At 70.4% G+C, this 14,266-nt stretch carries 13 protein-coding genes and 1 other RNA gene; 4 read left to right on the forward strand and 10 right to left on the reverse strand.

Annotated features, from left to right (window positions below; translation table 11 throughout):
- Positions 1–24 precede the first annotated feature (24 nt).
- Positions 25–786: a DeoR/GlpR family DNA-binding transcription regulator gene (locus ASE56_RS11635; protein ID WP_056229568.1), complete on the reverse strand. Its 762-nt coding sequence runs from the start codon at positions 784–786 to the stop codon at positions 25–27.
- Positions 787–827: 41 nt separating this feature from the next.
- On the opposite strand from ASE56_RS11635, the gene ASE56_RS11640 reads away from it, so the two are divergent.
- On the forward strand, positions 828–1,496 hold the full coding sequence (locus ASE56_RS11640) for an NUDIX domain-containing protein (protein ID WP_082450513.1): 669 nt from the start codon (positions 828–830) through the stop codon (positions 1,494–1,496).
- A 45-nt stretch (positions 1,497–1,541) separates the two neighbouring features.
- Here the strand turns inward: ASE56_RS11640 and ffs are convergent.
- The 6 genes from ffs to ASE56_RS11665 all read right to left on the reverse strand — a co-directional run bounded on the left by ffs (position 1,542) and on the right by ASE56_RS11665 (position 6,860).
- Positions 1,542–1,638: signal recognition particle sRNA small type (gene ffs / locus ASE56_RS16605), an RNA gene on the reverse strand.
- Between the two features lie 59 nt (positions 1,639–1,697).
- Positions 1,698–2,777 carry an ABC transporter ATP-binding protein gene (locus tag ASE56_RS11645; protein WP_056229572.1) on the reverse strand — a complete coding sequence of 360 codons (1,080 nt, stop codon included), beginning with the start codon at positions 2,775–2,777 and terminating at the stop codon, positions 1,698–1,700.
- Positions 2,774–3,586, reverse strand: a complete 813-nt coding sequence (locus tag ASE56_RS11650; protein WP_056229916.1) for an ABC transporter permease — start codon at positions 3,584–3,586, stop codon at positions 2,774–2,776. The genes ASE56_RS11645 and ASE56_RS11650 overlap by 4 nt, the downstream gene beginning before the upstream one ends.
- A complete protein-coding gene (locus tag ASE56_RS11655; protein WP_056229577.1) occupies positions 3,583–4,497 on the reverse strand; it encodes an ABC transporter permease subunit in 915 nt (304 codons plus the stop codon). Before ASE56_RS11655 ends, ASE56_RS11650 begins: the two co-directional genes overlap by 4 nt.
- 7 nt (positions 4,498–4,504) lie before the next feature.
- On the reverse strand, positions 4,505–5,677 hold the full coding sequence (locus ASE56_RS11660; protein WP_056229580.1) for an ABC transporter substrate-binding protein: 1,173 nt from the start codon (positions 5,675–5,677) through the stop codon (positions 4,505–4,507).
- 55 nt (positions 5,678–5,732) lie between these two features.
- A complete protein-coding gene (locus ASE56_RS11665; RefSeq protein WP_327037366.1) occupies positions 5,733–6,860 on the reverse strand; it encodes a TIGR03364 family FAD-dependent oxidoreductase in 1,128 nt (375 codons plus the stop codon).
- A 172-nt stretch (positions 6,861–7,032) separates the two neighbouring features.
- On the opposite strand from ASE56_RS11665, the gene ASE56_RS11670 reads away from it, so the two are divergent.
- The 3 genes from ASE56_RS11670 to ASE56_RS11680 are packed head-to-tail and all read left to right on the forward strand — an operon-like array spanning position 7,033 to position 9,301.
- Positions 7,033–7,791, forward strand: coding sequence for a GntR family transcriptional regulator (locus ASE56_RS11670; protein ID WP_056229588.1), 759 nt, complete (start codon positions 7,033–7,035; stop codon positions 7,789–7,791).
- Positions 7,788–8,480: a phosphonatase-like hydrolase gene (locus ASE56_RS11675; RefSeq protein WP_056229591.1), complete on the forward strand. Its 693-nt coding sequence runs from the start codon at positions 7,788–7,790 to the stop codon at positions 8,478–8,480. The genes ASE56_RS11670 and ASE56_RS11675 overlap by 4 nt, the downstream gene beginning before the upstream one ends.
- Positions 8,477–9,301, forward strand: a complete 825-nt coding sequence (locus tag ASE56_RS11680) for an alkaline phosphatase family protein (RefSeq protein ID WP_056229593.1) — start codon at positions 8,477–8,479, stop codon at positions 9,299–9,301. Before ASE56_RS11675 ends, ASE56_RS11680 begins: the two co-directional genes overlap by 4 nt.
- 68 nt (positions 9,302–9,369) lie before the next feature.
- On the opposite strand, the gene ASE56_RS11685 is transcribed toward ASE56_RS11680, so the two are convergent.
- From ASE56_RS11685 to ASE56_RS11695, 3 genes are read right to left on the reverse strand one after another with little or no spacing between them, the layout of a single operon-like run.
- Positions 9,370–12,396, reverse strand: a complete 3,027-nt coding sequence (locus ASE56_RS11685) for an alpha-mannosidase (protein ID WP_056229598.1) — start codon at positions 12,394–12,396, stop codon at positions 9,370–9,372.
- A 29-nt stretch (positions 12,397–12,425) separates the two neighbouring features.
- Positions 12,426–13,337 (reverse strand): carbohydrate ABC transporter permease, encoded by a 912-nt coding sequence (locus tag ASE56_RS11690; protein ID WP_143017913.1) that lies wholly within the window; start codon positions 13,335–13,337, stop codon positions 12,426–12,428.
- Positions 13,334–14,266 carry a carbohydrate ABC transporter permease gene (locus ASE56_RS11695; RefSeq protein ID WP_056229602.1) on the reverse strand — a complete coding sequence of 311 codons (933 nt, stop codon included), beginning with the start codon at positions 14,264–14,266 and terminating at the stop codon, positions 13,334–13,336. The genes ASE56_RS11690 and ASE56_RS11695 overlap by 4 nt, the downstream gene beginning before the upstream one ends.

A 14,266-nucleotide genomic window follows, 5' to 3' on the forward strand; every position in this document is an offset into this window, starting at 1 on the left:
CGGGGTTGCTTCGGCGTCGAGTGATCAGGAGCGGTGCGCGGACAGGATGCGCGCACCGGCCGCGCGGAGGTCCCCGGCGAGCGCCGCGTCGGGGTCGAGGTCGGCGATGATCCCGGAAACCCTGTCGAGCGGGAGGATGCCGAAGCGCGACGCCGTCCCGAGCTTCTCCTCACTCGCGAGGACGAACGTCTCGGCCGCGCGGGCCGCGAGCGCGCGCTTCATGGCCGCCTCCTCGGCATCCCCCGTCGACAGTCCCGTTTCGGGGTGAACCCCCGTCACACCCAGGAAGAAGAGGTCGGCGCTGACGCTCTGCGCTGCTTCCATCGCCGCGGCTCCGCAGGCGACCGCCGAATGCTTGAAGAGGCGCCCACCGAGCACGATGACCTCGGCGTCGTGATCGAGGAGCGCGGCGGCGATCGTCGGCGAGTGCGTGATGATCGCGCCGCCGAAAGAGCGTGGCAGCAGGTCGACCATCGCCAGGGTCGTCGTGCCCCCGTCGAGCAGGACGGTGGAGTCGGGCTCGATGAGGGCGACCGCGGCGGCGGCCACGCGCTCTTTACTCCCCCGAGCGACCTCGCGACGGGCGGAGTAGTCGGCGACGGCCGGCGACGCCGGGAGAGCCCCGCCGTAGACGCGGACCGCGAGGCCCGCGGCATCCAATTCTCGAAGATCTCGGCGGATGCTGTCTTCGGAGAGTCCCCACTCGACGGCGATGTCCTTCACGACGAGACGCCCATCGCGCCGGAGCCGGTCGAGCAGAGCGTCTTTGCGGGCGGCGGCGAGCATGGTTCACATTGTTGCACGTTTCTGCACTATCGTTCCGGATCATGGACAACGCTCGCCCCGGCACCACCGTCCCCGATCACCGCGGTCGCAGCGGGCTGCACCTCACGGGTCTCGCCCTCGACCGCAACCCGCGGGTGGAGGTCACCGACGTCGACCTCCTCGCGGCCGGCTGGCACGTGCTGCGGGCGACGACGTTCCGCTACCGCGGAGACGACGGCGAGTGGACGACCCTCACGCGCGAGACCTACGACCGGGGCAACGGGGCGACGATCCTGCTCTACGACCCCGACCGGCGCACCGTTCTGCTCACCCGGCAGTTCCGCTACCCCGCCTATGTCAACGACCACCCCGACGGCATGCTCATCGAGACCGCCGCGGGCCTGCTCGACGACGACGATCCGATCACCGCGATCCGCCGCGAGGCCGACGAGGAGACGCGGGTGCGGGTCGACGAGGTGCAGCACGTGTTCGACGTCTACATGAGTCCGGGATCGGTCACCGAGCGGCTGCACTTCTTCGCCGCGGCCTACGACGGCGCCGAGCGCGAGGGCGACCGCGGGGGCCTTGCCGAGGAGGACGAAGAGATCGAGATCGTCGAGTACGACATCGACGTCGCGCTGGCGAAGATCCGCGACGGATCGATCCAGGATGCCAAGACCATCATGCTGCTGCAGTGGGCGGTGCTCGACGGGCCCTTCGCCCGGTACTGAGGCACGGCATCCGAGGTCGGGCTCCGGTTTCCGGCTTCCGGGCAAAGAAAAGACCCTCCGCGCACCCGGTAGAGCCTGGTTACCCTTGCTACGTTTCCGTCCTGGGGGAGTTGGCCGGGATACCGCCACGCGGAGAGCCGTGTACAGCCTACCCGACGCGAACGGGCGCTCGTGGTCACCGGCGCCGCGCGGGCACTGCTGTCAGCGCGGCCGCACGACCACCGGATACCCCGCGAACCGCAGCCGCACGGCCTCGTCGGGTTCGCGACGATCGGAGGCGTCGTGCTGCACCGCGACGATCGTCCCGTCGGCCAGACGCACCGAAGTGCGCCGGAGCGATCCGAGGAAGCTGGACGCCACCACCGTGGCATCCACTCCCCCGGAATCGAGCGTGAACGCGACGTCCTCGGGGCGGACGTACACCGAGACGTCCCCCTCGACGGGTGGACCCAGCACGGGCAGGACCCGCCCGCAGACCTCGATCTCGGCGCCGCGGGCGACGCCCTCGAGGACGTTGCTGAGACCCACGAAATCGGCGACGAAGGGCGAGACCGGACGACGATAGAGCTCCTCGGGCGTGCCGATCTGCTCGATGACGCCGTCGTGCATGACGGCGACACGATCGGCGACGGCGAGAGCCTCTTCCTGATCGTGCGTGACGAACACCGTCGTGATGCCGAGATCGCGCTGGATGCGACGGATCTGCTCGCGGAGCTTCACGCGCACCTTCGCATCGAGAGCCGACAACGGCTCATCGAGGAGCAGCACGCGGGGCCGGGTGACCAGCGCGCGGGCGAGGGCGACGCGCTGCTGCTGACCGCCCGAGAGCTCGTGCGCGTAGCGACCGCCGCGGTCGCCGAGGCCGACCATGTCGAGTGCCTCCTGCACGCGCACCGCCCGACGCGCCGCGTCGACCTTGCGCATCCGCAGGCCGAACTCGACGTTTTGCGCCGCGGTGAGGTGCGGGAAGAGGGAGTACGACTGGAACACCATCCCGATGTCGCGCTTGTCGACGGGCACGCGCGACACGTCGGTGCCGTCGATCGAGATGGTTCCCGCGTCGATCCGGTCCAACCCCGAGAGGGCGCGGAGCAGCGTCGTCTTTCCGCAGCCCGAGGGACCGAGGAGGGCGACGAACTCCCCCGGACGCACGTCGAGGCTCACTCCGCGCAGTGCCACGTGGGGCCCGAAGGACTTGTGGATGCCGGCGAGCGAGACCGCGGTCCCGGTGACGGTCAGCGGGCCGGTGAGGGGCGCAGCGGTGGGAGGGGGGACGTTCATGAGGTTCTCCGGGAGGGTCGGAAGGAGCCGAGGCGGCCGATGACCAGCAGCAGCACGAAGACGAAGACGAGGGCGGCGAGAGAGAAGATCGCAGCGACGTAGGGGTCGCTCTGCTGCAACAGGAAGAGGGCGGTCTGAAAGGTCGTGCGCGACAGGAACGACGCGATCGTGAACTCGCCCAGCACCACCGCGACCGTCAGCAGGCACGCCGACAGGATGCCGCGGCGAAGGTTCGGGAGGATGACGCGGAACACGGTCGGGACGACCCCCGCTCCCAGCGACCGCGCCGCCTCGCCCAGGACGACCACGTCGAGGGCGGCGATGTTCGCCTGGATCGGTCGGTAGGCGTATGGCAGCACGATGACGCCGATCGCGAACGCCAGGGTCCACGCGGCACTGCCGAACGCCCCCGAGACCACCTTGTAGACCGGCACGAAGCCGACCACCAGCACCACCGTGGGCACGGTCAACGGCAACAGACACACGAACTCCACCACGCGGCGCATCGCCGGGTAGCGCATCTCGACCAGCAGAACAGTGGGCACGAGGACGAGCAGCACGATCGCGACGGTCACGACGCAGATGCCCAGCGAGTTGCTCAGCCCGCGGAACAGGCCGTCGTAGGTGAACTCCTGCGCCGGATCGACGATCGCCGCGTAGTGCACGAGCGTCAGGGCACCGGGGTCACCCGAGACGCGGAACGTGAACAGCAGCAGGGCGACCAGCGGCAGCGCGAACGCGGCGGCGGCGACCACGAGAACAGCCACGGCGCCCGAGCGGCCGAGGGCCGCGCCCACCGGCCGGCTCACCGCCGCCACCGCCGCGCGCGACGATCGAGGACCGCGTAGACGGTCATGACGACCGCCATCACCACGACCATGCCCAGCGCCAGGACACCGGCGGTGTTCGCCAGACCGGGGATGGTCTCGCTCGTCACCTGCTGTTTGATCGCGAGCGGCACGATGCCACCCTGATCGATGAGGGCCGCCGCCGTGGCGAAGGACGAGAACGCGCTCGCGAACACGAGGATCGTCGACCCGCCGAACGCCGGCGCGAGGAGGGGGGCGGCGATACGCGTCCAGTAGACCCGTCGCGGAGCGCCCAGCGTCGCCGCCGCTTCCGCCCACTGCGACTGCAACCCCGTCAGGGCGGGGAGGAAGGTGAGCACCATCAGGGGCACCGAGAAGTAGACGTACGGGAAGACGAGCCCGCCGACCTGATAGAGCAGAGGACCGTTCGGGGTCAGCGAGTTCAGGTCGAGACCGAGACTCTGCTTGAGCCACACCGTGAGCACACCCTGCGCGCCCATCAGGGCGATGAACGCGAAGGCGAGCATGATCCCGCCGAACTGCGCGAGAGCGCTGCACGCCGAATCGGCGGCGGAGCGCACCCACCCCTCGGGGTCCATCCCCGCGAGGGCCACGCAGATGATCGCCCCGAGCACGGCCGAGATCGCCGCGACCACGGCCGAGAGCCACAGGGAGTTGACGAAGGTGGTGACGATGAAGGGCGAGACGAAGGCCGAGAAGTTCGACAGGGTGAACTCCCCCTTCGCGGTGAAGAACCCGCTCGCCACGGCGTAGACGGTGGGGATGGCGAGGAACAGCAGAACGTAGACGGCGAAGGGCGAGAAGCCCCACCAGCCCAGGCTCCGGCGTCGGAGCAGTCCGACGCCGGAGCGGGGGGTGGCCGTCGCGATCCGAGCGGAGGCGGCGGTCATGGGGCGATCAGCCGATCGCTGCCGACCAGGTCGACCCGAGCACCTTCGCGGCGGCGGCCGCCTGGTCGCTCGTGAGCTGCACGAATTGCGCCGGCGGCTCGCCGACCTTCTGCAGCACCGACTGATCGACCGTGCCGTTGGCCATCATCGCCTTCAGCGTCGAGGGGTACGCCCCCGAGGCCAGGTAGAGGTTCTGCACCTCGGGGCTGTAGAGGTACTCCTCCCACAGGCGCGCGGCGGCAGGGTGCGGGGCGTCGACGTTGACGGCCTGGTTGTAGTAGCTGCCCAGCGCGACGCCGGGGAGCACGACCGTCTTCCAGTTCGGGTTGCCTGACGAGCCGCCGTCCGGGCCCCACGCGAGGTTGTTGTAGCTCCACTGGATCACCACGGGGGTCTCGCCCGAGGCGACGGTCGCCTGCGTCGGCAGGACCGACAGCATGTTGCCCGCCTTCTTCAGCTTCGAGAAGAAGTCGACGCCGGCGCTGATGTCGTTCACGCTTCCGCCGCTCTGCAGAGCCGCCCAGTAGACGGCGCTTGCGGCCTCGTTGGCCTGCGTCGGGTCGCCCTTGATGGCGACCTTGCCCTGGAACTCGGGCGAGAGCAGGTCGGCGACCGAGGTGGGAGGGGTGGTGATGACCGAGGAGTCGTAGCCGATCGACATCAGTCCCGTGTAGTCGTAGAACCAGGAACCGTTCGGGTCCTTGAAGTCGTCGGGGATGTCGCCCCAGTTCGACACCGTGTACGGCGTGACCAGGTCGAGGTTCTGGCTCAGCACGGCGGTGCCGATGTCGAAGACGTCGGGAGCGGTGTCCTGACCCTTCTGCGACTGGGCCGCTGCGACCTCGTCGGCGCTGGAGCCGTTGGGGTTCTGCGAGTCGATCTGGATGTCGGGGTACTTCGCTTGAAAGCCCGCGATGATCTTGCCGTAGTTGGCCCACGACGGCGGAAGGGTGATGACGTTCAGCTTGCCCTCGGCGTTGGCGGCGGCGACGAGGCCGTCCATTCCGCCGAAGTCGGCGGCGCTGGTGGCCTTCTGCTTCTGTTCGAGCGTCATCGAACCGGTGGCGGCGTCGGAGGCGCCGGAGCACGCCGAGAGCGTCACGGCGACGGCGGCGACGGCCGCGGTCGCGACGACGGCGCGCACGAGGCGGCGTGCCGTCACGGGGGTGGGGGAGGGCATAGGAGTCCTTTCGGGCGGGTACTCGAGTGGAGAGGGAGAGACAGCGGAGGAGGAGTCAGAGGATGCCGTGGCGCTCGAGGGCGTCGCGGGCGAAGCCGAGGGCGGTGGTCATGCCGATGCCGCTGGTCACGGACGCGATCACGAGACCCGGCCGCGGCGAGGCCAGCAGGTACGGCGAGACCTCACTCGCGGCGTAGACGCCGCGCCAGCGTCGGCGGACGTGGAGGGAGTCGACGCCGAACAGTCGGCGGAACCGCTCGAGGAGCAGCTCGTCGAGGGTCTCGTCGTCGAACGGGTCGAGGGTGCGCTCGTAATGGTGGGTGTCCCCGATGACCACGCGTCCGCCGGGACGTTGGGTGGCCATGAGATTGACGACGTGGGTCACCAGCTCGGGGTCGGTCGCGGCGAGTTCGGCGCGAACGCCGTCGGCGGCGGCGGTCTCGGCGAAACCGCCGTAGCGGAGCAGCGAGGTGCCGGTGAAGAGTGCGGGGTCGATGGGCGTCGCGTGCGGGGCATCGATCTCGAGCATCCGCAGGCGGCAGCGGCGCACCGCGCCCTCGCCCGCGATGTCGGGGAACAGGCGGTCGACGTCGTGACCGACGCACACCGCGACGGCAGTGGCGGGGAACCAACCGGCGGCCGTCCGCACGCCGTCCTCCCGCAGCTCCACCACGTTCTCGCCGAATCGGATGTCGACGCCGAGCTCTCGCAGATGTGCGATGAGGGCGGGGATCACCGTCGGCGCGTCCACGCGCAGGTCGCGGGCGAGGAATGCTCCCCCCACCACGTCCGGCGCCGCCCATCCCAGGCGCGCGGCCACGTCGCGGGGTCGCAGGATCTCGGCCTCGCCGGGGCGCGCCGCGGCGAACTCGTCGAGCACCGCCATCTCGGCATCCGTGCGGGCGACCACGACCGTTCCGCTCTCGCGCACCTCGATGCCGGCGCTCGCCGCGAGCGTCAACCACGCGTCGCGGGCGACCTCGGCGTACTGCCGCGCCAGCCCGGCCTGAGCGCTCGTGCAGATGTGACCGAAGTTGCGCACGCTCGCGCCGACGGGGCGATCGTCGCGGTCGAGGACGATCACCGACAGACCGGAGCGGACCGCGTGCCACGCGTGGGCGAGGCCGACGATGCCCGCACCGACGACGACGAGATCGACGGGGGACGCAGACGGGGTGTTCACGCCGACGAGTCTCACCTGTCGACGGGGTCGAATCCGCTCGCTCGCGGCACTTGTCATGCGATGTTCACCCGACGAGGACGTCGCCTATAGAGGGGTCTGTCGAAGGTGAACGGCGACCGAACACTGCCTATGCGGGTGGCATGTCGCGCACTTGTGTTGACAAGCTGATTCCATGCTCCTCCACGAAACCGTTCACTCGTCGCTGCGCGAGCGCATCGTCAGCGGAACGCTGGCGGTGGGCACGCCTCTGCCCTCGACAGCGGAACTGTGCGTGGAGTTCGGCGCGTCCCGGGGCCCGGTACGACAGGCCCTCGCGGCTCTCGCCGCCGAGGGCCTCATCGCGACCGGTCAGGGCCGCGTGCCCACCGTCGCGCGCGCCCCGCTCGCCCAGGACATCGACGACTTCTTCTCGTTCTCGGCGTGGGTGTCCTCGCTCGGCCGCACCCCGGGCCAGCGCACGCTCGAGATCGCCGTCCGTCGTCCCCCCGACGCCGTCGCCGCCGCTCTCGACCTGGACGACGACGCGCGGGCCGTCGAACTCGTGCGCGTCCGGTCGATCGACGACGAACCGGTCATGATCGAGCGCACCGCCTTCGTCGAGCCGGTGGGACGACTGCTGTTCGACCTGGACCCCGACGCGGGCTCGATCTTCGCCGGGCTCCTCGCCCGGGGCGTGGCGCTCGATCAGGGCGAGCACACCATCGACGCGGTCGCCGCCGATGAGACGGATGCCGCAGAGCTCGGCGTCGAGCCCGGTTCCCCGCTCCTACGGGTGAGACGTGTCACGCGGTCGGACGACGGCGAGGCGCTCGAGGTCTCGGACGACCGGTACCGCCCCGATCGCGCCGCCCTCATCATCCACAACTCCCGCTCGCGGGGTCCCGCCGGACCCCACGCCTCGCGCAGTATGACTCCGGAAGGTTCTCGATGACCGTCTCGCTCCTCTCCCTCGACATGGCCGGCACGACGATCGACGAGGGCGGCGTCGTCTACGAGCTGCTCTCGCGGTGCGTGGCCGACGAGCTCGGCTGCCCCGTCCCCGCCGACGTCCTCGCGCCCTGGACCGGAACCGACAAGACCGAGGCCATCCGCGGGCTGCTGACCACCCTCGGGGGCGATCCCGCGCGCACCGAGGCCGTCTACGCGGGATTCGCCGCGCAGCTCGACGAGGCGTACGCGGCCGCGACGCCGACACTGTTCCCCGGAGTGCGCGAGGCGATCGCCTCGCTCCGCGCCGCCGGGGTCAAGGTCGCCCTGCAGACCGGGTACACCCGACAGGTGGCCGAGGGGCTGCTCGCGAGAGTGGGTTGGGAGGTGGGGATCGACGTCGATGCCCTCGCGACGTCGGAGCTCGTGACGGCGTCGCGACCGGCCCCGTACCTCGTCTTCCGCACCATGGAGCTCACCGGCACCCGCTCGGTCGCCGAGGTGCTCGTCGCGGGAGACACCCCCAACGACCTCGCGGCCGGAACCGCCGCCGGCGCCCGTTTCGTCGTCGGCGTGCGGACGGGGGCCGGGTCCGCTACCGACCTCGGCCGATCGCGGCACACCCACCTCCTGGACGGCGTCGCCGACATCCCCGCGCTGCTGGATGCCGCGGGCGAGCTTCCGACCACATGAGCACCGCGCGCAAACTGCTCCTCGTCGGCATCGACGGGCTCCGGGTCGACGACGCCCTCGGCTCCCCCGCCGCGGCCCCGCGGCTCGCCGCGTTCGCCGCGGGCGGTCGGCTGCTTCCCCTGACGATGGAGGTGCCCACCGTCTCGGGGCCGGGGTGGTCGTCGCTGCTGACGGGCACGCGCCACGCCGAGCACGGCGTCATCGACAACCTCTTCACCGGGCATCGACTGCGTCGCCACCTCGATCTGCTCGCTCGCGCAGCGGTGGACCGCCCCACGGCCACCACCTTCGCCGCCGCCGATTGGCCACCGCTCGTCGATCCGGCGGGGCCCGGTCCGATCATCGCCCCGAACCCCGACCGCGAACGCACGGGGCTGCACACGGTCGTCCTCCGCGACGGCGAGACCCACGGATACGGACCCATGGATGCCGAGATCGCCGCCGCCGCGCGGGCGCACCTGCGTGCCCTGGGCCCGGACGTGTCGTTCGTGTACCTCGGTGAGGTCGACGAGGCGGGTCACCGCTTCGGGGGAATCGCTGCGGAGTACACCGCCGCGATCCGCCGGGTCGATGCGCTCTTCGGTGGGATCCTGGACACCGTGGCGGAGCGCGCCGCCGCGCACGGGGAGGACTGGCTCGTCGCCGTCACCACCGACCACGGGCACCTCGACTCCGGCGGTCACGGCGGGGACGCGGCGGTCGAACGTCGTTCGTTCCTCGCGCTCGGCCGCGTGGGTGCAAGCGCCCCGCTCCCCCATCCCGTGGGAATCGAGCCCTGGCAAGTCGTGAACCTGCTGCGGGCGGATCTTGCTCGCTCCTGAGTCAGCTGCCTCCGAGGACGACGGAACGGCCGGGGCATCAGCGCCCCGGCCGTCCCTCATCCGCCGCGTCAGCGCTTCAGACGCAGCGTCACCAGCTGGAACGGACGCAGGTCGAGCTCGACCACTCCGTCCGTCGTCTTCGACACCGCCGTTGCCTCGACCTCGCGCTCGAGCAGGTCCGTCTCGACGACACCGGCGAGAGCGAACCCGGCCTCGAGGTGCGCGCGCGTGCGCTCCCCCAGAGCCTCGTAGAGGCGCACGAGCACATCCCCCGAGCCGTCCTGAGCGAGCTTGACCGCCTCGACGACGACACCGGGCCGGTCGATCGCGACGAGCGGGGCGACCGCCGTCTCGGCGGCATCCGGAATCGTCCGCTCGGGCAGGTTCGTGCGGTACCCCTCAGTGACGGCGTCGATCACGTCGGCCCCCACGACGATGCCCACCTCGAGGTGATGAGCGCCCTGGTCCTGACCGGGGTCGGGGAAGGTCGCCGCGCGGATGATCGAGAGGCGCACGAGCGACGAGGTCCCACCGGCGGCGCGCTCGTGGCGTGTGATGTCGTGGCCGTAGGTGGAGTCGTTGGTGACGGCAACGCCGAAGCCCGGCTCGGCGACCCGCACCCAGCGGTGCGCGGCCGTCTCGAAGCGTGCCGCATCCCACGAGGTGTTCGTGTGGGTGGGGCGGACGATGTGCCCGAACTGGATCTCCGAAGCCGCGCGATCGGTGTGGACGTCGACGGGGACACCGAGCTTGAGCAGCTTCTGCTGCTCATGCCAGTCGACGTCGAGCGACAGACGCACGGTGCGGGAGCCGTTCGCCAGGGCGATGCGCGTGACGATCGTGGACGCGCCCGTGCTGCGCTCGATGACGACAGCGTGGCCGTCCAGGCGCACGGCGTCGGCGGAGTCGAGGGGGGTGACGTGGCGCCGGTAGGTCTCGTCGATGTCCCATGCGTCCCACTGGGTGGGCGTATCGCGGAACACCTCGAACAGCCCCGCCGCGCGATCCGCCGGCACGACCTCGCGGCCGCTGGCCACCTCGACCAGCGAGGTGAGCAGACCGCGTCCGTCGATGACCGCGCGCACGATGCCGTTGTCGAGGACGAAGCCCTCGCCGTCCGCCCGCGGGGCGACGTCTCCCGCGGGTGCCGCGGAAGCGATCGCGAGGGCGGGAGCGCCGGCGCGGCGGTGCGGGGCCGCGTTGGCCACGACCGCGTGGTCGCCGGTGCCGACGAGCGCGCGCAGGCTGTCGGTGATGATCTGCTCGAGCTCGGTCGCGATCGCTTCGTAGTTGCGCTCGGCATCGCGGTGGACCCAGGCGATCGAGGTGCCGGGCAGGATGTCGTGGAACTGCTGCAGCAGCACGAGGCGCCAGAGGCGCCGCAACGCCTCGGCCGGGTACGTCGCGCCCACCCGCACCGCGGCGGTCGCCGACCACAGCTCCGCCTCGCGCAGCAGGTGCTCACTGCGGCGGTTGCCCTGCTTGGTGCGCAGCTGGCTGGTGTAGGTGCCGCGGTGGAACTCGAGGTACAGCTCCCCCGCCCACACGGCCGGGTCGGCGTACTCGGCCTCGGCCGTCTCGAAGAACTCCCGCGGGGTCGAGTGCTTCACGATCGGGGCGCCCTCGAGCGAGCCCGTGCGCGCGATCGTCGCGGTCATCTCGCGGGTGGGGCCGCCGCCGCCGTCGCCGAAGCCGTAGGGAAGGAGCGAGGTGCGCGCCCGGCCCTTGTCGGCGAAATTGCGCTCGGCGTGCGCGAGGTCGGCCGCTGTGACCTCGGAGTTGTACTTGTCCACGGGCGGGAAGTGGGTGAAGATGCGCGAGCCGTCGATGCCCTCCCACCGGAAGGTGTGGTGCGGGATGCGGTTCGTCTCGTTCCACGAGATCTTCTGCGTGAGGAACCAGCGGGCTCCCGCCGCCTTCATGATCTGCGGCAGAGCGCCGCTGTAACCGAACGAGTCGGGTAGCCACACCTCTTCGGTGTCGATGCCGAACTCCTCGAGGAAGAACGACTTGCCCTCGACGAACTGGCGGGCCATCGCCTCGCCGCCGACCATGTTGGTGTCGGACTCGACCCACATCCCGCCCACCGGCACGAAGCGTCCCTCGGCGACGCGCGCCTTGAGGCGCTCCCACAGCGCCGGGTAGTGCTCCTTCATCCACGCGAACTGCTGCGCCGACGAACTGGCGAAGACGAACTCGGGGTCTTCGTCCATCAGCGAGAGCACGTTGCTGAAGGTGCGCGACACCTTGCGGGCGGTCTCGCGCACCGGCCAGAGCCACGCCGAGTCGATGTGGGCGTGGCCCACCGCGTGAAGGACATGGGCGCTGGATGCCGCGGGCGCGGCGAGCAGCGGAGCGAGCACCTCGCGACCGGCCTGTGCGGTCCCGGCGACATCGTGGGGATCGACCGCGTCGATCGCGGCATCCATCCCCTCGAGGAGGGCCGCGCGGCGCGCCGAGGTCGCGTCGAGCTCGGCCAGCAGACCGTGGAGCAGGCGGAAGTCCTGCAGGAGTTCCCACACCGCGACGTCGCGGAGTCCGATCGACATCTCGCGCAAGACGTAGAGGGGGGCGTCGCCCGCCGTCACGGGGTCGCCGACCGGGGTCGGCTCGAAGGTGAAGAGGCTCCCCACGTCGGGGTTCGACGCGGCCTCGACGAGGACGTCGATCCGGCCGTCGGCGTCGACCGCGGCGGCGGTGGCGTTGTTGAACGGCGAGATGCCCTTGATCGGGGCCCCGTCGCGGTTCCAGATCAGCGCCTCGCACTGGAAACCGCTCTGCCCGGCCGTGAACCCGAGGTCGACGACGAATTCGGCGACGGTGCCCGCGGGAAGGACCCCCGAGTCGTCGCGCCACGCGGCGGGGGTCTCTCCCGACACGGCGAACCAGGTCGTCCCCCACGCCCGGCCCCACGGCGTTCCGATCGCGAAGGGGCGGTATTCGGCATCCCGAGCCTCGTCGAAGGTGACCGGCTCGCCGGGGGCCTCCCACGCCGAGATCTCGAGGGGCTGACGGTCGCGGTAGACGGCGGGGGCGAGACGCTCGCGGACGAAGCGTTCGATACGCATCTCGATGAGCGCGGTGCGGTCGTGCATGAAGTGGGTTCCTTGTCTGGGGGGACGGGTCAGCCCTTGACCGCGCCGGCGAGAGCCGACGGGCCGCCGAGTCCGCGCTGCACGAGGACGTACAGGCCGAGCACCGGAAGGGAGTAGACGATCGAGTAGGCCGCGAGCTGGCCGTAGGCCACGGCTCCGAACGACCCGAAGAAGTTGAAGATGCTGACGGCGGCCGGCTGGTAGTCGGGGCTGAGCAGCAGCACGAAGGGGACGAAGAAGTTCCCCCACGCCTGGATGAAGGTGAAGATGAACACCACCGCGATGCCCGGGCGCATGAGGGGCAGCACGATCTGCACGAGCGTGCGCATCGACCCCGCGCCGTCCATCCAGGCCGCGTGCTCGAGCTCGACGGGAACCCCGTCCATGAAGTTCTTCATCATCCAGATCGCGATCGGCAGGGCGCTCGCGGTGAGGAAGAGGATCGTGCCGCCGATCGAGTCGATCAGGTTGAGCTGGACGAACAGGCTGTAGACGGGCACCATGATCGCCGTGATCGGAAGGCACGTGCCGAACAGCACCGCGTAGAGGAAGGGCTTGCCGACGCGCATCTTGTACCGCGAGAGCGGGTAGGCCGCCAGCGAGGCGAGCACGACCGTGGCGATCGAGGTGCCCCCGGCCAGAAGCACGCTGTTCCACAGGGGCTGGAAGAGCAGGTCGGGCTTCATCACGGCCGCGAAGTTGTCGAGGGTGACGACCTCGGGCATCTTGATCGCCAGCGTGGGCTGCGCGTCGAGCGAGGCCGTGACGAGCCACACGAGCGGGACCACGAACAGGATGCCGACCACGATCAGGAGCGTGTTGGCGACGACGCGGAGGGCGCGCGTGCGCGGCGACGACAGCGACGCCTTCTTGCGCGCGGGGGCGCGGCGGGCCGAGCGGACGCGCGCTCCGGTCACCTCGGGGAGGGTGGCGGTGGTCATGACGAGACCTCCTCGCGCAGAGCGCGGACGTAGAAGAACGAGAAGATCGCGCCGATGAGCAGCATGATCGTGGCGATCGCGGTGCCGTAGCCGAGCTCGCCGAACTTCAGACCCTGCTGGTAGGCGAGGATCGGCAGCGTCGTGCTCTTGGTGCCGGGGCCACCGCCGGTCATGACGAAGATCAGCGTGAAGACCGACAGGGTCTGCAGCGTCACGATCATCGAGTTCGTGCCGATGGTCGAGCGGATCATGGGGATCGTGATGAGGAAGAGGCGCTTGATGCCGCTCGCCCCGTCGACCTCGGCCGCCTCGGTGATCTCGGGCGGCACGTCGGCGAGGGCCGCCGAGTAGACCATCATCGAGAACGCCGTCCCGCGCCAGATGTTGGCGAAGATGACCATGAGCACCGGCATCGTGAAGAGCCAGCTGACGGGGTCGAGACCGAAGAAGCCGAGGATCACGTTCAGGGTTCCGTTGTCGCGGAAGAACGCGTACGCGGCGAAGGCCGCGACGATCTCGGGCAGGACCCACGCGGTGACGACGATCGTGCCGACCACCGCGGTGACGACGCGATTGCCCGAGCGCATCATGAGGGCCAGGGCGAGCCCCAGGATGTTCTGACCGATCACGGCCGAGAAGAACACGAACACGATCGTGTTGACGACCGCCACGGGGAAGTCGGGGGCCTTGAAGAGCTGGGTGTAGTTGTCGAGGCCGATGAACTGGCTCGCGACGGCGGTCGAGCCCGACAGGGTCGCATTGGTGAGCGAGCCCCACAGCGACACGAGGATCGGTCCGAGCAGGAACACCGCGAGCAGCAGCGCTGCGGGAAGGAGCGGGAGCGCCCGGGCCGAGGACCGGAGGCCGCGCGTGGTGGCGCGCGACCTCCGGTCGGTTCCGGTCGCCCCGGTCTGAGCCAGGGCGGTCAC

Source organism: Microbacterium sp. Leaf203, assembly GCF_001421275.1.
In the GTDB taxonomy this organism is placed as follows: Bacteria; Actinomycetota; Actinomycetes; order Actinomycetales; family Microbacteriaceae; genus Microbacterium; species Microbacterium testaceum_A.